The organism is Nocardioides ganghwensis, from assembly GCF_014779655.1.
GTDB classification, from domain to species: Bacteria; Actinomycetota; Actinomycetes; order Propionibacteriales; family Nocardioidaceae; genus Nocardioides; species Nocardioides ganghwensis.
In genome coordinates, this window is record NZ_JACXYX010000006.1 from 15,490 (window position 1) to 34,444 (window position 18,955).

An 18,955-nucleotide genomic window follows, 5' to 3' on the forward strand; every position below is an offset into this window, starting at 1 on the left:
TCATGAGTCTGGACGACTCGACCGCGCCCGAAATCGCGGACACCTCCGGCGGCCCCAGCGGGCGCTCCGGCAAGACCTTTGTGCTGGTAGGGCTCGTGCTCGTGCTCGTGCTGGGCATCATCGGCTTCCTCGCGATGCGCGGGGAGGGCAGCGAGCCCGAGGCCGACTGCATCTCCGAGGTGGTCACGCTGACCACCGCGCCGGTGATGGAGGGCCTCGTCAACGAGGCCGTCAAGGACGTCAACGCGGACGAGCCGTGCATCGACATCCAGGTCACGGCCGGCTCCGTGAGCGACGTGGTGGCGCTGCTGAGCGACCCCGCCGCCGAGCTCCCGGAGCTGTGGATCCCCGACAGCCCGACCTGGAAGGGCCAGCTGACCTCGGCCGGCTGGACCGGCGCGCCGATCACCAAGGTGCTCGCCCAGACGCCGGTCGGCCTCGTCGGCGGCCCGGCGGTGAAGGCGCCCGCCTCGTGGGCCGCGGCCCTCGACAGCGGCAGCCTCGCCATGGCCGACCCGAGCGCCGAGGGCGCCTCGGCCCTGGCGCTGCTCGCGCCCTACGCCGAGATGAAGAAGACCGGCGAGACCCCCCTCACCATCGAGGAGAAGACCGTCCCGGTCGCCCAGACGTACGGCGAGCGCGCCGTCGCCGGCAGCGCCAACCAGACGGACCTCTCCACGATCACGGCGTCGAGCACGCAGCTCGTGCCGGCCACCGAGCAGGCCTACCTCGCCGCGCGCCGCAGCAACGACCAGCTCAACCTGGTCGCGCCGCAGACCGGCGTGCCGATGCTGCAGTACCCCCTGATCGACGTGAACCGCGGCAGCTCCGACCTGCTCTCGTCCGGCGGTGACCTGTCGGCCCGCGTGGGCCGCGCGCTGGGTCGCTGGTTCGCCTCCAGCGCGGGCGTCGAGGCGATCGCGGCCGCCGAGCTCCGCGGCCCCGAGGGCACCCCGCTGCCCAACGACATCGGCCTGGGCGATACCACGGTGCTGAGCACCGTCGCGCAGAAGACGACGGACGACACGCTGCGCCAGTGGCGCGTGCTGTCGGTCCCGTCGAGCATCCTCGCGGTGGTCGACCTCTCCGGCTCCATGAAGATGGCGCTCGGCGACACCAGCCGCATCGGCCTGGCCGTCACGGCCTCGCAGGTCGCGCTCGACGCCTTCCCGGCCCAGGCCCGCATCGGCATCTGGGGCTTCTCGAAGAACCGCGGCGAGAACGGTGCGTCGTGGGCCGAGTACGCCGCCCTGGACCGCCTCGACGCCCCCGCCGAGGGCGGGGAGACCCACGGCGACGTCGTCCGCCGCGAGGCGAGCGCCCTCGCCGGTCGCGTGCGCGGAGGCACCGGCGTCATGGACACGACGCTCGCCGCGTACAAGCACGCGCAGAAGATGTGGGACCCGGCGTGGTTCAACTCCGTGGTGATCTTCACCGACGGCGCGAGCGACGACAGCAGCTCGCTGTCGCTCGACGCGCTGGTCAACCAGCTGAAGTCGCTGCGCGACCCGGCCAAGCCGGTCAAGGTGATCATCATCGGCATCTCGCAGGACGCCGACACCGGTGAGCTCGAGCAGATCGCCGCGGCGACCGGTGGGCAGAACTACCTGGTGAACAACCCCAACGAGATCCTCGGGGTGCTGGCCTCGGCCCTGCTCAACCGCTGACCTCGACCACGCACGAAGGCCCCCGGAGGATCTCCGGGGGCCTTCGTCGTGCGTGTACGGGCGGCTCAGACGCCGATCGGGTGCCAGACGGTCTTGGTCTCGAGGAACTGCGTCATCCGGTCGAGGCCGGGCTCGGCGAGCCAGTCGGTGTCAGGGGCGGGGCGGCGTACGCGCTTGAGGTTGTCGGCGGCCGACACCTCGAGCTCGGTGGCGAGCTCGGCGTCCTCGACGCCGGTGAGGTCGATGCCGTTGACGTCCATGTGCGAGGCCAGCCACGGGGCGATCTCGGCCTGCGAGCCGGTGAGCACGTTGACCACGCCGCCCGGGAGGTCGCTGGTGGCCATGACCTCGCCGAGGGTGATCGCGGTCAGCGGGTTGTCCTCGCTGGCGATGACCACGACGGTGTTGCCGGTGATGATCAGCGGCGCGACCACGCTGACGAGCCCGAGCAGGGCACCGCGCGGCGCGACGACGGCGATGACGCCGCTCGGCTCGGGGGTCGACAGGTTGAAGAAGGGGCCGGCGACCGGGTTGGCGTTGCCGACGACCTGGGTGATCTTGTCGGCCCACCCGGCGTACCAGACGAGGCGGTCGATCGCGGCGTCGACGTAGGTGCGCGCCTTGGCCGCGGTGATGCCCTCCGCGGCGCGGAGCTCGGCCTCGAACTGCTCGCGGCGGCCCTCGAGGACCTCGGCGATGCGGTAGACGACCTGGGCCCGGTTGTACGCCGTCCTCGTCGACCAGCCACCGAACGCGGCACGGGCGGCGACGACCGCGTCACGGGCGTCCTTGCGGGAGGCCTGCGCGGCGTTGGCCAGCAGGCGACCCTTGGCGTCGTTGACCACGTAGGAGCGGCCCGACTCCGAGCGCGGGAACTGCCCGCCGATGTAGAGCTTGTAGGTCTTGCGGACGTCGATGCGGCTCACTGGTCAGCTCCCTTGAGGTAGGCCTCGAGCCCGTGGCGGCCGCCCTCGCGGCCGTAACCGGACTCCTTGTAGCCGCCGAACGGCGAGGTGGGGTCGAACTTGTTGAACGTGTTGGCCCAGACCACGCCCGCGCGCAGGCGGTTGGCCATGGACAGGATCCGCGAGCCCTTGTCGGTCCACACGCCGGCGGACAGGCCGAACGGCGTGTTGTTGGCCTTCTCGACCGCCTCGGACGGCGTACGGAAGGTCAGCACGGACAGGACCGGGCCGAAGATCTCCTCGCGCGCGATCCGGTGCGCCTGGGACACGCCGGTGAACAGCGTCGGGGGGAACCAGAAGCCCTTCGTGGGCAGGTCGCAGGCGACCTCCCACCGCTCGGCTCCCTCGGCGTCGCCGACCTCCGACAGCTCGCGGATCCGCTTGAGCTGCTCGCCGGAGTTGATCGCGCCGACGTCGGTGTTCTTGTCGAGCGGGTCGCCCATCCGCAGCGTGGACATGCGGCGCTTGAGGCGCTCGAGCACCTCGTCGGCCACGGACTCCTGCACGAGCAGGCGCGAGCCCGCGCAGCACACGTGGCCCTGGTTGAAGAAGATGCCGTTGACGATGCCCTCGACGGCCTGGTCGAGCGGGGCGTCGTCGAAGACGATGTTGGCGGCCTTGCCGCCGAGCTCGAGGGTGACCTTCTTGTCGCTGCCGGCGACCGCACGGGCGATGGCCTTGCCGACCTCGGTGGAACCGGTGAAGGCGACCTTGTCGACGTCGGGGTGCGACACGATCGCGCGGCCGGTCTCACCGGCGCCGGTGACGATGTTGACCACGCCGGGCGGCAGGTCGGCCTGCTGGCAGATCTCGGCGAACAGCAGCGCGGTCAGCGGGGTGGTCTCGGCCGGCTTGAGCACGACCGTGTTGCCGCAGGCGAGCGCCGGGGCGATCTTCCACGCCAGCATCAGCAGCGGGAAGTTCCAGGGGATGACCTGCCCGGCCACGCCCAGCGGAGTCTCGCCGTAGCCGGAGTACTTCAGCTTGTCGGCCCAGCCGGCGTAGTAGAAGAAGTGGGCGGCGACGATCGGGACGTCGACGTCGCGCGACTCCTTGATCGGCTTGCCGTTGTCGATGGACTCCAGGACGGCGAGCTCGCGACCGCGCTCCTGGATGATCCGCGCGATCCGGTAGAGGTACTTGGCGCGCTCGGCGCCCGACATCCGCGACCAGACCCGGGTGTACGCCCGACGCGCGGCCTTCACGGCCTCGTCGACGTCGGCGTCGTTGGCCTCCGCGACCTCGGCGAGGACCTCCTCGGTGGCCGGGTTGACCGTCTTGAACGACGTGCCGTTGCCGTCGACGAACTCGCCGTTGATGAACAGGCCGTAGGACGGCTTGATGTCGACGATCGCGCGCGACTCGGGCGCGGGGGCGTACTCGAAGACGTTGGTGGGGGTGGGGGTGCTCATCGGCCTCAGTCCAGCGTGAAGTAGTCGGGACCGGAGTAGCGACCGGTCGTCATCTTGGTGCGCTGCATCAGCAGGTCGTTGAGCAGCGTGGACGCACCGAAACGGAACCAGTCGGGGTCGAGCCAGTCGCTCCCGCAGGTCTCGTTGACCATCACGAGGTACTTGATGGCGTCCTTGGTCGTCTTGATGCCGCCGGCCGGCTTGACGCCGACCATCTGCCCGGTCTGCTCGCGGAAGTCGCGCACGGCCTCGAGCATGATCAGCGTGACCGGGAGGGTCGCGGCGGGCTGCACCTTGCCGGTGGAGGTCTTGATGAAGTGGCCGCCGGCCATCATCGCCAGCCAGCTGGCGCGGCGGACGTTGTCGTAGGTCTGGAGCTCGCCGGTCTCGAAGATCACCTTGAGGTGGGCGCTGGACCCGTCAGGCCTGGCGCACGCCTCCTTGACCTGGACGATCTCCTCGTAGACGTCCATGTAGCGACCGGACAGGAACGCGCCCCGGTCGATCACCATGTCGATCTCGTCGGCGCCGGCCTCGACCGCGTCGCGGGTGTCGGCGAGCTTGATGTCCATCGCTGCGCGACCGCTCGGGAACGCCGTGGCCACGGCCGCGACGTTGACGCCGCTGTCGCCGAGGGTCTGCTTGGCGGTCGCGACCATGTCGGGGTAGACGCACACCGCTGCCGTCGCGGGGCAGGACGGGTCGGCCGGGTCGGGCCGCATCGCCTTGGAGGCGAGCGCACGCACCTTGCCGTGGGTGTCCTGGCCCTCCAGCGTGGTCAGGTCGACCATCCGGATGGCCAGGTCGATGGCGAACGCCTTCGACGTGGTCTTGATGGACCGGGTGGCCAGACCAGCAGCACGGGCCTCGCACCCGACCTGGTCGACTCCCGGCAGGCCGTGGAGGAATCGGCGGAGCGAGGACTCCGAGCCCACGATGTCGTCGAAGACGCCGTGCGCGGAGGTGTCGCCCGCCGTGGGGCTTGCAGTGGGTGTCACCGACCCAGCATAGAGTTGGGCGAGAGGCCCCCGGCAATCCGTGTGGGGCCAAAGTCTGCCCAAATCAGCGAGGACGACATGGCACGCCTGCAGCACGACGCCGACGCCGTCGTGGAGCGGTTCCAGCCCACGAGCGGCCGGATCTCCGGCTGGCTGACCGTCGGTCTCAGTGCGGCGCTCGTCGTCGCGGGCGTGGCCTACCTCGACGACGGGTTCCCGGCGTGGGTGGCCGCCGGCGGCCTGCTGGTGGGGGTGCTGGCCTGGGCGGCGATGCTGCGTCCGGCCCTGTGGGTCACCGAGGAGCACCTCGTGATGCGCAACCTCGCCGACACCGTCCACATCCGGCTCGCCGCGGTCGAGGAGATGGCCGTACGACAGGTGCTCGCCGTGCGGGCCGCCGACCGGCGCTTCGTCTCCACGGTGGTCGGTCGCTCGTGGCGCAAGGCCATGCTCTCGCGCCGCACGCACGGCGCCGACGACGGCCCGCGCGACGGGATGGCCTATGCCGACTGGGCTGAGCACCGCCTCCACGAGCTCGTCGACGGCGCGCGGAAGAGCGCCGGCGTACGGCCCGGCTCGCGCGAGCAGCTGGCGCTGCCCGACCCCGTACGCCGCGAGCACGACGTGCTGCCGCTCTCCCTGATCGCGGTGTCGGGCGCCCTGCTGCTCCTCAGCCTCTTCCTCTGAGGTCGCTGCTCAGCGGCCGACCCAGGTCTCGTCGGGGTTGAAGGCCAGGCACGACCGTGGTCCTGAGCAGGCCACGTCAGTCATGTCGCGGGGTCCGGACCCGCGGCTCCGCCAGCCGGTCGGCCCGCGCGACAGCCGCACGACCGGACTGCCGATCCCGGCGACGTAGCACTCGCGGGTCGATGTGCAGGACACGGAGTAGAACCCGGCGTTGCGCGTGCGGAAGGGCACCGGCCGCCACGCGCCGGCTGCGTCGCGGGCGAGGATGAGCCCAGGGCGTCCGTCCTCGCCGCCGGCGACGCAGTGCTCCGCGTCGGCGCAGTCGACCTCGAACAGGGAGAACCCGGTGCCGAGCCTCGTCCAGCGCCACCGCTCGCCGACCAGCGCTGCCTCGAACGAGGTGGGTTCCTGGTCCCCGGTCAGCACCATCGAGGTCACCACCACGCACCGCGAGGCCGTGGGGCAGTCCATCGACGGGCGTCCGGTGAAGGCGTCCTCGCTCTCGACCAGGGCCCCGAGCCGCTGGACCCGCCACCGACCTGCGGCACGTCGCGCGACGAAGACGCCCGTCCCGGCGCGGTTCCTGGCCTGGTAGTGGCCGGAGTAGGTGCAGCGGTCGCCCACGCAGGCCACCCCGGTGATCGCGCCCCGCGCCAGCCACTTCGGGGAGACGGCGGGCAGCACTCGCCAGCGTCCATCCCGCAGCAGGGCGCTGCGGGGCCGCCGGCCCTCCGACCCGACCACGACGCACTCGCCCGGTCGCCAGCAGTCGAGGTCGCGCTGGTCGGCCAACGCAGCCGGGAGCTCCTGCCAGTCGTCACCGTCCCCTCGGACGACGTAGGCGTCCGCGCCGCCCGAGTACCCGATGGCCAGGCACCAGCCACGTGCTGGGCAGGTCGCCTCGTGGGCCGCGGTCTCAGGGAGCCGTACGAGCGCATCGTCCAGCTCGCGCTCCGTCCACTGCGAGCCCGTGCCGTGCAGGGCGCTGGAGTGGGTCCATCCCACGTAGTCGTTGGAGTGGACGACCGCCACCACGCACTCGCCCGGCCGGCAGGCGAGCGCCGAGACGGTGCCGTCGGGCCGCGGCAGCTCGTGCGCGCTCCAGGTGCCGGCGGTCCAGGTCGAGAGCCTGAGGACGGGGCTGCGACGCGGACCGACGAGGTGCAGGAGGTGGCACGTCCCGGTGGAGTCGCACTCCGCGCCGAGCGCGCCCGCGTCGCCGTAGACCGGGCGGCCACCGGGTCTTCCCGCCGGAGCCCACGCGACCTGTGGTGTGCGCAGGTAGGGCGACGGGGAGTTGCCGCCCTGGTCGACGACCAGGGCCATGCACCGGTGGTCGGCCCAGCAGTCGACGTCAGCGACGTAGCCGGCATCGTCCAGGACGGTGGCCGACCACCGCGTGCCGTCCCACTCGAGGAACCCGGTCCCGCCTGCCGCGGCGCAGTAGGTGGGGCTCGTGCAGGAGACGGCGCTGACGCCGGTGATGGTCCGCGGGAGCCACCGGACCGTGCTCCCGTCGAAGACGGCCACCTCGCGGCTGGTGCCCGTGAGCAGGCACCACGTCGCGGACGCGCAGGACACGGTGACGACCTCGGTCGTCCCGAGCGGCACGTCGAAGGAGACCGAGCGCCACCCGGCGGCGGACCGGACCACCAGCCGGCGGGCGAGCCCGCCGTCGTCCCGCGGCTCCTCGAGGGCGACGCAGTCGGTCACGGTGCTGCACGACACGTCGACGAGCCCGGTGTCGGACGGCACGGCCTCGGCGGTCCAAGCCGAGCCGTCCCAGCGCTGGGCGGCCGCGACGCGCGCTCCTGCAGGGTCGGTGCGTTGTCCCACGATGACGCAGGCGGCTCCGGTGGGGGAGCACCCGATGTCGCGTGCCACCGTGCTGGGCCTGAGCGCGACGGGGTCGTTGGTCCTGGTCCACTCGAGGGTGCGGGTCCGCGCGTCCACCTCCGGCCCGGCCGGTCCGGCCACGGCCGGGAGCACGCCGCCGAGGAGGGCCACCGTCGCAGCCGCCACGGGGATGATGCGTGTCAGGCGCATCCTTACGTTGTACGCCGACATCTCCGGTGGCGACAGGGCCTGGCGCACCGGTCCAGTCCGGGACGCGGGTCCCGGCTGGTCGCCATGCGAACGCCACCAGGTGTCAGGACCCGAAGGCCGCCTCGATGCCGTCGAGCACGAGGGCGAGTCCGTAGTCGAACTCGTCGCCGTAGCGGTAGTCGCGACCGACCACCTGCTCGGCGACCATCTCGGCGAGGTACGGGTGGTCGGCCAGGGCGGAGCCGATCTCCCCGACGAACTCCTCGGCCGACTCGTCCGGCCCGAAGGGCAGGTTGACCTCGGTGAGCACGAATCCGTAGACGTAGGCGTCGAGCACGGAGAAGGCGTGGGCCGCCATCGCCACGGAGAAGCCGGCCGTGCGCAGGCAGCCGAGCACGGCGTCGTGGTGGTGCAGCGTCGCCGGCCCGGGGGAGCGGCGCGACTCGAGCAGCCCGAGACCCCAGGGGTGGGCGGCCAGCACCGCCCGCGCCGAGTGCGCCCGGGCCTCCAGCTCGCTGCGCCACGGTCCCGCGGCCGAGGGCGTGTCGATGCGCTCGAAGACCCAGTCGGCGAGCCCGTCGAGCAGCGCCTCCTTGCTGGCGACGTGGTGGTAGAGCGACATCGCCTCCACGTCGAGCTCGCGTCCCACGCTGCGCATGCTCACCCCGCTCAGCCCCGCGGCGTCGGCCACTCGGCTCGCTGCGTCGATGACGCGCTGCGTCGACAGTGCTGGTCGAGGGGGAGGTGGTCTGGACATGGGCGGCTCCTGGGGTGGCTGACTTACAGGCGTAAGGCTACTGTGTCCGAGACAGGTTTACAGGTGTAAGGCAACAGTGGGAGATGAACGTGAAGGCAGCAGTCGTGGAGCGGTACGGCCCTCCCGAGGTGGTCTCGGTGGTCGACGTGCCGGACCCGGTGGCGGGCAAGGGTCAGGTGCTGGTGCGCGTTCACGCCACGACGCTCAACTCCGGCGACGCCCGCATCCGGGGGTTTCGCCTCCCCAGGGGTTTCGCCCTGCCCGGACGGCTCGCCCTCGGCCTGCGCCGTCCCCGGCGGGCGGTCCTGGGGGTCGTCTACTCCGGCGTGGTCGAGGCGGTGGGCCCGGGCGTGGGCGGGGTGGCCGTCGGCGACGAGGTGTGCGGGATGACCGGCGCCCGCATGGGCGCACACGCCGAGCTCGTCGCCGTACGCGCCGACCGGCTCTGCGCCAAGCCGGCCGGGGTGAGCCACGAGCAGGCCGCCGCGATCCTCTTCGGCGGCAGCACCGCACGGCACTTCCTGCGCGACCTCGTCGGTCCCGGCAAGCGGGTGCTGGTCAACGGCGCCTCGGGTGCCGTCGGGAGCGCGGCCGTCCAGCTCGCCCACCTGGCCGGCTCCCACGTCACCGCCGTGTGCAGCGACCGCAACGCGGACCTGGTGCGCTCGCTGGGCGCCGAGGAGGTCGTCGACCACGCCCGGCACCGCGTGGCCGAGCTGACCGGGAGGTACGACGTGGTGCTGGACACCGTCGGCAACCTCGACCGGCGCTCGGGTCGCCGACTGCTGGCGGCCGACGGCGTCCTGGTCCTCGTGGCGGCCGGCCTGGCCGACACCGTCCTCGCGCGTGGCGACGTCCGCGCGGGTGTCTCCTCCGAGGACCCGGAGAACTTCGCCTGGTGGCTCGAGCGGATGGCCGCGGGCGAGCTGCGGGCGGTGGTCGACCGCACCCTGCCGCTCAGCGAGATCGTCGAGGCCCACCGCATCGTCGACTCCGGGCGCAAGGTGGGCAACCTGGTCCTGGTCCCCTGACGGAGCCCGGCCATCACCCCGCTGCGTACCGGGCCGCAGCGGGAGTGCCGGGTGTCGGGAACCAGCGCGCGACGACGGCGGACTGGCCCAGCGTCCACGTCGAGCTGCACACCCAGTAGACGAGCAGCGCGACCGGCACCACTCCGCCTGCGACGAGCATGCCCCCGGCCGACACCACGGGCATGATCCGCTGGGCCGCGAGCATCGCCTCCGGCATGCCGTCGACCGGGGTGTTGGGCGCGACGACGAACCGCTGGGTGACGTAGGAGAGGGCCGCGGCCGTCACGGCGAGCCCGGCGACGACGGCGAGGTGCAGGCCGCCCGAGCCGAGGTAGCCGTGACCGGCCAGGGAGACGCCCAGGACGGACGCGGCGCCGAACGACGACACCAGTCCGGGACCCATCGCGCCGACCGCGACGCCGGACGCCACGTCGGCGAGGAGGTGGTAGAGCGAGATCCAGACGGGCAGCTGGACGAGCACCGGCAGGCAGCCGAGGCGGCTCACGCCGTGCTCGGCGGACACCGCGCGGCGCTCGTCGAGGTGGGCGCGCAGGCTCTCGGCGTCGGTGCGGCCGCGGTAGCGCTCGGCGACGCCGCGCAGGTGCGGCCGGGCACGGGCGGCCGCGTGCGCCTGGCGTACGCCCTGGACGACGAGGGGAAGCAGGGCGAGCCTGACGATGACGACGAGCGAGGCGATGCCGAGCAGCCAGGTGCCGGCCGCGTCGGGCGGGGCGCCGACGGCGTCGAGGGCGTGGTGGGTGGCGGCCAGGACGGCCGCCAGGGCGTGCGAGATCGGTTCGAGCAGGGACATGCGTGCTCCTCGGGGAGGCGGGACGGGTCTGGGTGCGTGTCGCCCGGGGGCGACGTGTCAGACCAGTCCGGGAGCGCGCGGACGGACGGGGTGGTGCCCCACGTCGGTCGTCCGCCCGGCCAGCACCAGGGGCACGCAGGCGGCGCGGCGCCGCGGTCGCAGCGCGCGCAGGGTGGCGTCGGGGACCACGGCGGGCCCGTGGACACCGAGGAGCGCGGTCGCCGCAGCCAGGCTCGCCACGACCACGAGCGCCTCGGCCGACATCGCCGACACGGCGGAGGCGGTCGGTGCGAGCGAGATCGCCGCGACGACCGACGCCAGCGCGACGACCACGGTCCGGAGCACGGTCACAGCCTAGCCGTGGGTGCCACCGAACGCGGCCCCGCGGAGGTCGGCCTTGATCGCGTCGAGGCGACCGGCGGCGGAGATGCGGGCCGCGTCGACGCCGCCCCCGCCGGAGCCGGCCTCGACGGGGATGACGACCTCGAGGTAGCACTTCACCTTGGGTTCGGTGCCGCTCGGGCGCACGATCACCCGCGCGCCCTCGGCCAGGGAGTAGCGCAGTCCGTCGGTCGGCGGCAGGGCGGCGGAGCCCTCGGACAGGTCCTCGGCCCTCTCGACCGCGAGCCCGCCGAGCGTCGTCGGGGGCGTCGCGCGCAGGCGCTCCATCGTGGCGGCGATCTCGGAGAGGTCCTCGAAGCGCACCGACAGCTGGTCGGTCGCGTGCAGCCCGTGCTGGTGGGCGATGTCGTCGAGGACGTCGGTCAGTCCGCGACCCTCGGCCTTGGCCTGCGCGGCGAGCTCGCAGACCAGCAGCAGTGCCGAGACGCCGTCCTTGTCCTTCACGTGCTCGGGGTCGCAGCAGTAGCCGAGCGCCTCCTCGTAGCCGAAGGCCAGGTTCTCGACGCGGCCGATCCACTTGAAGCCGGTGAGCGTCTCCTCGTGCGGCTGGCCGGCCGCGGCCGCCATCTTGCCGAGGAGGCTGGAGGACACGATCGAGTTGGCGTACGTCCCCCGCCGTCCGCGAGCAAGGAGGTGGTGGGCCAGCAGCGCGCCGACCTCGTCGCCGCGGAGCATCCGCCAGCCGTGGGCGTCGGGCACCGCGACCGCGCACCGGTCGGCGTCGGGGTCGTTGGCCACGACCAGGTCGGCGCCCGTCTTCTCGGCGAGGGCCATGGCGAGGTCCATCGCACCCGGCTCCTCCGGGTTGGGGAAGGAGACGGTCGGGAAGTCGGGGTCGGGGTGCTCCTGCTCCTCGACGATGTCGGGCGCGTCGAAGCCCGCGGTCTCCAGCACCTGCGCGACCGTCGTGCCGCCGACACCGTGGAGGGGGGTGTAGACGATGCGCAGGTCGCGCGGGCCGTCCTCGGCGAGTCCGGCGACCGTGTCGAGGTAGCGGTCGACGATCTCCTCGCCGACGAGTCGGCCGGCGTCGCCGCGGGGCAGGTCGGCCAGCGGGCCGACGGCGGCGATCCGCTCGGCGATCTGGATGTCGGCCGGCGGGACGATCTGGCTGCCGTCGCCGAGGTAGACCTTGTAGCCGTTGTCCTGGGGCGGGTTGTGGCTCGCGGTGACCATGACGCCGGCGGCGCAGCCGAGCTCGCGGATCGCGAAGGCGAGGAGCGGCGTGGGGAGCGTGCGCGGCATGACGAGCGCCTTGAAGCCGGCCCCCGTCATGATCTCGGCGGTGTCGCGGGCGAACACGTCGGAGTTGTGGCGGGCGTCGAAGCCGATCACCACCGACCCGCCGCTGTGGCCGGTGTCCTCGAGGTACGCCGCGAGGCCGGCCGCGGCGCGGGTGACCACGACGCGGTTCATCCGGTTGGGGCCTGCACCCAGGGCGCCGCGCAGGCCCGCCGTGCCGAACTCGAGGGTCCCGGCGAAGCGGTCGGCGAGGTCGGTGTCCTCGCCGCGCTCGGCGGCGGCGACGACCGCCTCCAGCTCGGCGCGGGTCTGCTGGTCGGGGTCCTCGGCGGCCCACGCGCGGGCGCGCTCGAGCAGGTCGGTGTCGGTCGGCGTCGCGGTCATGGACGGACGGTATCGCTGATGTCCATCCATCCCTGCGCCCGCTCCACGGCGCTCGCCCAGCGTGCTCGCTCCCGCTCGCGCGTCTCGTGGTCCATCGCCGGCTCCCAGCTGCACGCCCGGCGCCACAGGCGGCTCAGGGTGTCGAGGTCGGGCCACACGCCCGCGCTCAGTCCCGCGGCGTACGCAGCACCCACCGACACCGTCTCGGAGTAGAGGGGTCGCTCGATGCGGAGGTCGAGGACGTCGGCGACGGTCTGCATCAGGAGGTGGTTGGTCGTCATGCCCCCGTCCACGCGGAGCGACGGCAGCGGCTGGTCGACGACACCCTGGATCGCCGCCACGACGTCGGCGGTCTGCCACGCAGCGGCCTCGAGGACGCCGCGAGCGAGGTGGCCGCGGTTGACGAAGGAGGTCAGGCCGACGATGACGCCGCGCGCCGCCGGGTCCCAGCGGGGGGCGTACAACCCCGAGAAGGCAGGAACGACGTAGCAGCCGCCGTTGTCGTCCACCGACGCCGCGAGCGTCTCGATCCCCGGCGCCGTGGCAACGAGTCCCAGGCTGTCGCGGCACCACTGGACGAGCGAGCCGGTGACCGCCACCGATCCCTCGAGGGCGAAGACGGGTTTCTCCCCCGGGAGCACGTAGGCGACGGTCGACAGCAGCCCGGCTTGCGAGCGCTGCGGGACGACCCCGGTGTTGACCAGGAGGAAGGCTCCGGTGCCGAAGGTGCACTTGCTCTGGCCGACCTCGAAGCAGGTCTGCCCGAACAGCGCCGCCTGCTGGTCACCCATCGCCGCGGTGATCGGGACGCCGGGCAGCACGTCGCTGCACTTCCCGTAGGTCTCCGCCGTGGTGCGGATCTCGGGGAGCACGCGCTCGGGTATCCCGAACACGGCCAGCATGTGCGGGTCCCAGTCGAGGTCCTCGATGTTCATGAGGTTCGTCCGGCTCGCGTTGGTCACGTCGGTGACGTGGACCCCTGCAAGGTTCCAGATGAGCCAGGACTCCATCGTGCCGAACGCGACCTCGCCGCGCAGGCAGCGCTCCTCGAGGTCCGGGACGGTGTCGAGCAGCCAGCGCAGGCGGGAGGCGGCGAAGTAGGTGGACGGCGGGATCCCGGTGGCGCGGAGCACGTCGTCGTGGTGGCCATCGGCGACGATCCGGTCGACCACGACCGAGGCCCGGGTGTCCTCCCAGGTGATCACCGGCGACAACGGCTGGCCGGTGGCGCGGTCCCACACCAGGCATGACTCGCGCTGGTTGGCGATCCCGAGCGCCACCACGTCGGCCGGAGTCGCGCCGGCGTCGGCCAGGGCCTCCGGCACCACGCGGCGGACGTTGGCCCAGATCTCGGTCGCATCGTGCTCGGACCACCCGGGCCTCGGGTGGTGCTGGGCGTGCTGCCGCTGCGCCATGCTCACCAGCTGGGCGGACTCGTCGAAGAGCAGGCACCGGGTGGAGCCGGTGCCCTGGTCGATGGCCGCCACCAGGCGGGGGACGGTCATGCCGAGATCCACAGCGTGCGGGAGACGGAGCCGGCGGCCCGGACGAGGGGAGTCACCAGGTCGGGGCGCCCGTTGCCGGATGGCAGCTCCTGGCGTGGGCCGAGCACCGCCAGGGCGGCGGCTGTGTCCCCGAGGGAGTCCCGGACGGGTACGGCGACCGAGGAGACGTCGGGGTAGTACTCGCCGACCTCCATGGCGTAGCCGTCGCGCCTGACCCGGTCGAGCTCGGCCTCGAGCTCGACCCCCTCCACCAGGGTGTGACGGGTGAAGCGCTCCGGGCGCGCCGCTGCGGCGACCGGCTCCGGCGTGGCGTTCGCGAGGAGCACCTTCCCGCTGGCGGTGGCGTGGAGCGGCATCTCCTCGCCCACGCGCAGCCGCTGCGGGCTGTTGTCGGGCCGGTAGACGTGCTGCACCACCACCGCGGCGCTGCCCTGGATCCTGACGAGGTGGACCTCGAGCCCGGTCTCGGCCGCCAACGCATCCATCCACGGGGTCGCCGCGCTGCGCAGGTCGGCGACGTCGAGGGACTGCGCGATGCCTGCCAGCGCGCGGGACACGCGGTAGGCCCCGGTGGGCCGGTCCTGCTCGACCCACCCCACCGAGCGCAGCGTGGAGAGCAGCCCGTGGACCGTCGTCTTCGGCAGGTCGACCGCGGCGGCGATGTCCGCGAGCCCGAGGGGACGGCTGGCAGAGGCCACCACCGTGAGGACGGCGGCGGCTCGCTCGACCGCCTGCACGTTGCCCGGCACGGGTCAGGGCTCCCGACGGGGGACTGTGGCGGACGCGGTCACGACAGCGCCCGCCCGACGGAGCGCTTGCGGATGTCCGGAGCGACCAGCCGTTCGGCGTTGGCGTCGAGGTCGTGCTCCGCCCGCTGCGACTCCCGCTCGGCCGCGACGCGCGCGGCGTACGCCTCGACCTCGTCCGCGACCCGCTCCTCGTCCCAGCCGAGGACCGCGCCCACCAGCGCGGCCGTGGCCGGCGCGCACGCCACGCCACGGTCGGGGGTCTCGATCGAGATCCGGGTGCGCCGGGCGAGGACGTCGTCGAGGTGCAGGGCACCCTCGTGGGTGGCCGCGTAGCGGATCTCGGCGCGCAGGTACTCCGGGGCGCCCTCCAGCGGCTCCCACAGGTCCGGCTCGGCAGCCGCGAGGTCGAACAGCTCGTGGACCAGCGAGCCGTAGCGGTCGAGCAGGCGGCGTACCCGCCACTCAGGCAGTCCGCTGGTCGCGGCGAGCCGCGGGACCTGGTGCACCAGCGCGGCATAGCCCTCGGCCCCCAGCAGCGGGATGTCGGCGGTGACACTGTCGGGCACGGGCCCCGGAAGGTCCTCGGCGGCCAGGTCGACGGCGTCCGCGGCCATCACGCGGTAGGTCGTGTACTTCCCGCCGGCCACGGACACGAGTCCGGGCTGCGAGCGGGCGACGGCGTGCTCGCGCGAGAGCTGTGATGTCGAGTCGCTCTCCCCGGCCAGGAGCGGACGCAGCCCGGCGTACACCCCCTCGATGTCGTCGTGGGTGAGGGGGGAGGTCAGCACCGTGTTGACCTGGTCGAGGATGTAGTCGATGTCGGCCCGGCTCGCCGCTGGGTGGGACAGGTCGAGGTTCCAGTCGGTGTCGGTCGTGCCCACGATCCAGTGGGTGCCCCACGGAATCACGAAGAGCACCGACTTCTCGGTGCGCAGGATCAGGCCGGTCTCCGACGGGATCCGGTGCCGCGGCACCACCAGGTGCACGCCCTTGGAGGCACGGACGCGGAACCGTCCCCCGGCGCCCGAGAGTGCTTGGACGGAATCGGTCCACACGCCGGAGGCGTTGACGACCACCGAGGAACGCACGGCACCGGTCCGGCCGGTCTCGACGTCCTTCAGGAGCGCGCCCACCACACGCTCACCGACCCGTTCGAAGTCGGTGACCTGCACCGAGGTCGCGACGGTGGCTCCGTACGCGGCCGCGGTGCGTGCCACCATCATGGTGTGGCGGGCATCGTCGGCCTGGGCGTCGTAGTAGCGCAGGGCGCCGACCAGCGCGTCCGGGCGCAGTGCGGGCGCGAGCCGCAGCGCCCCACGGCGCGACAGCTGGGAGTGACCGGGAACCGATCGCGCTCCGCCCATCGTGTCGTAGAGGGTCAGGCCCGCGGTGACGTAGGGCCGCTCCCACCACCGGCGCGCGAGCGGGTAGAGGAAGGAGACGGGCTTGACGAGGTGCGGGGCGAGCCGGGTGAGCATCAGCTCCCGCTCGCGCAGGGCCTCGCGCACCAGGCCGAAGTTCAGCTGCTCGAGGTAGCGGAGTCCGCCGTGGAAGAGCTTGGAGGAGCGCGAGGAGGTGCCGCTCGCCAGGTCAGCCTGCTCGACGAGCGCGACCCTGAGTCCGCGGGTGGCGGCGTCGAGCGCGATGCCTGCCCCGGTGACCCCGCCGCCGACGACGAGCAGGTCGAAGCGTCCGCCGTCGAGGGTCTGCCAGGCCTGCTCGCGGTAGGTGGGGTCCAGAGGTCGGGTGGTGGTCACGCGTTTGTCTCCTTCGGTCTCTTCTCTGGCGGCAGGTGCCCTGCGGATTCACCTGCCGCGAACTTTCTTGCCACGGGCTCCGGCGCCGGACGCGTGACGCGCCCGGCGCCGATCCGTCACTCGACGTCGTCGTCGACCCAGTCGAGGGTCTTGGTGACGGCCTTCCTCCAGTTGCGGTAGAGACGCTCGCGCTCGCGCTCGTCCATCTGCGGCTTCCAGCGCTTGTCCTCGCCCCAGTTGGCGGTGATGTCCGCGGTGCTGTCCCAGTAACCGATCGCGAGACCGGCTGCGTACGCGGCTCCGAGGGCCGTGGTCTCCGCCACCTTGGGCCGGACCACGTCCACGCCGAGGATGTCGGCCTGGAACTGCATGAGCGTCTCGTTGACCACCATGCCGCCGTCGACCTTGAGCTCGGTGAGGGGGACCCCGGAGTCGGCGTTCATCGCGTCGAGCACCTCACGTGTCTGGAAGGCGGTCGCCTCGAGCACGGCCCGCGCGATGTGGCCCTTGTTGACGTAGCGGGTCAGGCCGACCAGGCCGCCTCGGGCGTCGGGACGCCAGTGCGGCGCGAACAGCCCGGAGAAGGCGGGCACGAAGTAGGCGCCGCCGTTGTCCTCCACGGTGAGGGCGAGCTGCTCGATCTCGGGAGCGCTGGTGATGAGCCCGAGGTTGTCGCGGATCCACTGGACCAGGGATCCGGTCACCGCGATCGAGCCCTCGAGGGCGTAGACCGGCTCCTGGTCGCCGACCTTGTAGCAGACGGTCGTGAGCAGGCCGTTCTCGCTGGGCACCTGCTCGGTGCCGGTGTTGAGGAGCATGAAGTTGCCCGTGCCGTAGGTGTTCTTGGCCATGCCCTTCTCCAGGCACGCCTGGCCGAACGTCGCGGCCTGCTGGTCGCCGAGGATGCCGGAGACCGGTGTGCCCTTCAGCACGCCCGGACGGCACTCGCCGTAGACCTCCGACGAGGAGCGGATCTCCGGCAGCATCGACGTCGGGATGCCCATGTCGGCGGCGATCGACTCGTCCCAGTCCAGGGTCGACAGGTCCATGAGCATGGTGCGGCTGGCGTTGGTCACGTCGGTGACGTGCACCCCGTCGTGCTCCGCGCCGCCGGTCAGGTTCCAGAGCACCCACGTGTCGGTGTTGCCGAACAGCAGGTCGCCGGCCTCGGCCTTCTCCCGGGCACCTTCGACGTTGTCGAGGATCCACCGCACCTTGGGACCGGAGAAGTAGGTCGCGAGCGGCAGTCCGCAGGTCTTCTTGTAGCGCTCCACGCCGCCGTTGGCGGCGAGCTCGTCGACGATCTTCTGGGTGCGGGTGTCCTGCCAGACGATCGCGTTGTAGACGGGCTGGCCCGTCCTGCGGTCCCACACGATCGCGGTCTCGCGCTGGTTGGTGATGCCGACGGCGGCGATGTTGCCGCTGTTGAGGTTGGCCTTCGACAGCGCGCCGCCGATGACCTTGCGGGTGTTGTCCCAGATCTCGATGCCGTCGTGCTCGACCCAGCCGGCACGCGGGAAGATCTGCTGGTGCTCGATCTGGTCGACCGCGACCACGTCGGCGTGCTGGTCGAAGATCATGGCGCGGGTCGAGGTGGTGCCCTGGTCGATGGCCAGGATGTAGGTGGGGTCGGTCATGGAGTGCTCCTCGTGTGGGGATGGGCTGTTTCAGGGCGGGTCGGGCGACCCGACCGTGCGGGAGTGGGTCAGACGTATCCGACGGCGCCGGCGACCAGGCCGCCGAGGACGCCTCCGACGACGGGCCCGGCGACGGGCACCCAGGCGTACCACCACCCGCTGGAGCCCTTGCCCGGGATGGGCAGCACGGCGTGGGCGATGCGCGGGCCGAGGTCGCGGGCGGGGTTGATGGCATAGCCGGTCGGACCGCCGAGGCTGGCGCCGATGCCGACGACGAGGAGCGCGACGGCCAGCGGGCCGAGCTCACTCGGGGTGTTGCCGAACGAGATGATCACGAAGACCAGCACGAACGTGCCGACGACCTCGGTGACGAGGTTCCACGCAGGCTTGCGGATCGCCGGCATGGTGCTGAACACGGCGAGCTTCTCGTCCGCGCCGGCGTCGGTGAAGTGCTCCTTGTACGCCGCCCAGGCCAGGACGGCCCCGACGAAGGCGCCGACCATCTGACCGCCGATGTAGACGGCGACCTCGCCGGCCGACAGCTCGGCACCGGAGGCGACGAGTCCCAGGGTGACGGCGGGGTTGAGGTGCGCCCCGGACTTGTAGGCCACGAAGACGCCGGCGAATACGGCGATCCCCCAGCCGAAGTTGATCATCAAGAAGCCGCCGCCGTTGCCGTTGGTGCGCGGCAGCACGGCGTTGGCGACGACGCCGCAACCGAGGAGCAGCAGCGTGGCCGTCCCGAGTATCTCGGGAAGAAAGATGTCGGTGAACACGGTCTTGTCCCTTCCTGGTGAGCCGTCGCGAGGGAGCGCGACGAGATGCGACGAGGATGGGAGTGACGTGGGCCACATCTCCACCGACCGCGTTCGACATCGTCGAACGCGCGATCGGTCACGCTCGGC

General features: G+C 72.4%; 16 protein-coding genes. 3 read left to right on the forward strand and 13 right to left on the reverse strand.

Annotation, left to right across the window (positions count from 1 at the left end):
- Positions 1–2 precede the first annotated feature (2 nt).
- Positions 3–1,667: a substrate-binding domain-containing protein gene (locus IEZ24_RS08550; RefSeq protein ID WP_129455376.1), complete on the forward strand. Its 1,665-nt coding sequence runs from the start codon at positions 3–5 to the stop codon at positions 1,665–1,667.
- A gap of 65 nt (positions 1,668–1,732) precedes the next feature.
- Here the strand turns inward: IEZ24_RS08550 and IEZ24_RS08555 are convergent, their stop codons facing one another.
- From IEZ24_RS08555 to deoC, 3 genes are read right to left on the reverse strand one after another with little or no spacing between them, the layout of a single operon-like run.
- Positions 1,733–2,593, reverse strand: coding sequence for an aldehyde dehydrogenase family protein (locus tag IEZ24_RS08555; protein WP_129455377.1), 861 nt, complete (start codon positions 2,591–2,593; stop codon positions 1,733–1,735).
- Positions 2,590–4,044 (reverse strand): aldehyde dehydrogenase family protein, encoded by a 1,455-nt coding sequence (locus IEZ24_RS08560; protein ID WP_129455378.1) that lies wholly within the window; start codon positions 4,042–4,044, stop codon positions 2,590–2,592. Before IEZ24_RS08560 ends, IEZ24_RS08555 begins: the two co-directional genes overlap by 4 nt.
- 5 nt (positions 4,045–4,049) lie before the next feature.
- Positions 4,050–5,042, reverse strand: coding sequence for a deoxyribose-phosphate aldolase (gene deoC / locus IEZ24_RS08565; protein WP_129455379.1), 993 nt, complete (start codon positions 5,040–5,042; stop codon positions 4,050–4,052).
- A gap of 78 nt (positions 5,043–5,120) precedes the next feature.
- On the opposite strand from deoC, the gene IEZ24_RS08570 reads away from it, so the two are divergent.
- Positions 5,121–5,729: a hypothetical protein gene (locus IEZ24_RS08570; RefSeq protein ID WP_129455380.1), complete on the forward strand. Its 609-nt coding sequence runs from the start codon at positions 5,121–5,123 to the stop codon at positions 5,727–5,729.
- Between the two features lie 9 nt (positions 5,730–5,738).
- Here IEZ24_RS08570 and IEZ24_RS08575 read toward each other — a convergent pair whose 3' ends face one another.
- Positions 5,739–7,775: a hypothetical protein gene (locus IEZ24_RS08575; RefSeq protein WP_165356088.1), complete on the reverse strand. Its 2,037-nt coding sequence runs from the start codon at positions 7,773–7,775 to the stop codon at positions 5,739–5,741.
- A gap of 103 nt (positions 7,776–7,878) precedes the next feature.
- Entirely contained in the window at positions 7,879–8,532 is a 654-nt protein-coding gene (locus IEZ24_RS08580) for a TetR/AcrR family transcriptional regulator (protein WP_129455381.1), read from the reverse strand.
- Between the two features lie 83 nt (positions 8,533–8,615).
- On the opposite strand from IEZ24_RS08580, the gene IEZ24_RS08585 reads away from it, so the two are divergent.
- Positions 8,616–9,563 carry an NAD(P)-dependent alcohol dehydrogenase gene (locus tag IEZ24_RS08585; RefSeq protein ID WP_224745070.1) on the forward strand — a complete coding sequence of 316 codons (948 nt, stop codon included), beginning with the start codon at positions 8,616–8,618 and terminating at the stop codon, positions 9,561–9,563.
- Positions 9,564–9,576: 13 nt separating this feature from the next.
- Here IEZ24_RS08585 and yidC read toward each other — a convergent pair whose 3' ends face one another.
- The 8 genes from yidC to IEZ24_RS08625 form a co-directional block, all read right to left on the reverse strand.
- Complete coding sequence (gene yidC / locus IEZ24_RS08590) at positions 9,577–10,374, reverse strand: membrane protein insertase YidC (RefSeq protein ID WP_129455383.1); 798 nt, start codon at positions 10,372–10,374, stop codon at positions 9,577–9,579.
- 57 nt (positions 10,375–10,431) lie between these two features.
- On the reverse strand, positions 10,432–10,719 hold the full coding sequence (locus tag IEZ24_RS08595; protein ID WP_129455384.1) for a hypothetical protein: 288 nt from the start codon (positions 10,717–10,719) through the stop codon (positions 10,432–10,434).
- 9 nt (positions 10,720–10,728) lie between these two features.
- Positions 10,729–12,402, reverse strand: coding sequence for a phospho-sugar mutase (locus tag IEZ24_RS08600; protein ID WP_129455385.1), 1,674 nt, complete (start codon positions 12,400–12,402; stop codon positions 10,729–10,731).
- Positions 12,399–13,907 carry a glycerol kinase GlpK gene (gene glpK, locus IEZ24_RS08605; RefSeq protein WP_129455386.1) on the reverse strand — a complete coding sequence of 503 codons (1,509 nt, stop codon included), beginning with the start codon at positions 13,905–13,907 and terminating at the stop codon, positions 12,399–12,401. Before glpK (IEZ24_RS08605) ends, IEZ24_RS08600 begins: the two co-directional genes overlap by 4 nt.
- On the reverse strand, positions 13,904–14,656 hold the full coding sequence (locus IEZ24_RS22305; RefSeq protein WP_129455387.1) for an IclR family transcriptional regulator: 753 nt from the start codon (positions 14,654–14,656) through the stop codon (positions 13,904–13,906). Before IEZ24_RS22305 ends, glpK (IEZ24_RS08605) begins: the two co-directional genes overlap by 4 nt.
- 38 nt (positions 14,657–14,694) lie before the next feature.
- A complete protein-coding gene (locus IEZ24_RS08615; protein WP_129455388.1) occupies positions 14,695–16,413 on the reverse strand; it encodes a glycerol-3-phosphate dehydrogenase/oxidase in 1,719 nt (572 codons plus the stop codon).
- 116 nt (positions 16,414–16,529) lie between these two features.
- The gene (gene glpK, locus IEZ24_RS08620) at positions 16,530–18,050 is read right to left on the reverse strand and encodes a glycerol kinase GlpK (protein ID WP_129455389.1); all 1,521 of its coding nucleotides are present in this window, start codon (positions 18,048–18,050) and stop codon (positions 16,530–16,532) included.
- Between the two features lie 68 nt (positions 18,051–18,118).
- A complete protein-coding gene (locus IEZ24_RS08625) occupies positions 18,119–18,826 on the reverse strand; it encodes an MIP/aquaporin family protein (RefSeq protein WP_242498497.1) in 708 nt (235 codons plus the stop codon).
- Positions 18,827–18,955: the final 129 nt, after the last annotated feature.

What these genes read in the sequence shown, in the direction of transcription:
- IEZ24_RS08550 (WP_129455376.1), top strand. Translation starts at nt 3, where the DNA reads ATGAGTCTGGACGACTCGACCGCGCCCGAAATCGCGGACACCTCCGGC.
- IEZ24_RS08560 (WP_129455378.1), bottom strand. Translation starts at nt 4,044, where the DNA reads ATGAGCACCCCCACCCCCACCAACGTCTTCGAGTACGCCCCCGCGCCC.
- IEZ24_RS08570 (WP_129455380.1), top strand. Translation starts at nt 5,121, where the DNA reads ATGGCACGCCTGCAGCACGACGCCGACGCCGTCGTGGAGCGGTTCCAG.
- IEZ24_RS08575 (WP_165356088.1), bottom strand. Translation starts at nt 7,775, where the DNA reads ATGCGCCTGACACGCATCATCCCCGTGGCGGCTGCGACGGTGGCCCTC.
- IEZ24_RS08580 (WP_129455381.1), bottom strand. Translation starts at nt 8,532, where the DNA reads ATGTCCAGACCACCTCCCCCTCGACCAGCACTGTCGACGCAGCGCGTC.
- IEZ24_RS08585 (WP_224745070.1), top strand. Translation starts at nt 8,616, where the DNA reads ATGAACGTGAAGGCAGCAGTCGTGGAGCGGTACGGCCCTCCCGAGGTG.
- yidC (WP_129455383.1), bottom strand. Translation starts at nt 10,374, where the DNA reads ATGTCCCTGCTCGAACCGATCTCGCACGCCCTGGCGGCCGTCCTGGCC.
- IEZ24_RS08600 (WP_129455385.1), bottom strand. Translation starts at nt 12,402, where the DNA reads ATGACCGCGACGCCGACCGACACCGACCTGCTCGAGCGCGCCCGCGCG.
- glpK (WP_129455386.1), bottom strand. Translation starts at nt 13,907, where the DNA reads ATGACCGTCCCCCGCCTGGTGGCGGCCATCGACCAGGGCACCGGCTCC.
- glpK (WP_129455389.1), bottom strand. Translation starts at nt 18,050, where the DNA reads ATGACCGACCCCACCTACATCCTGGCCATCGACCAGGGCACCACCTCG.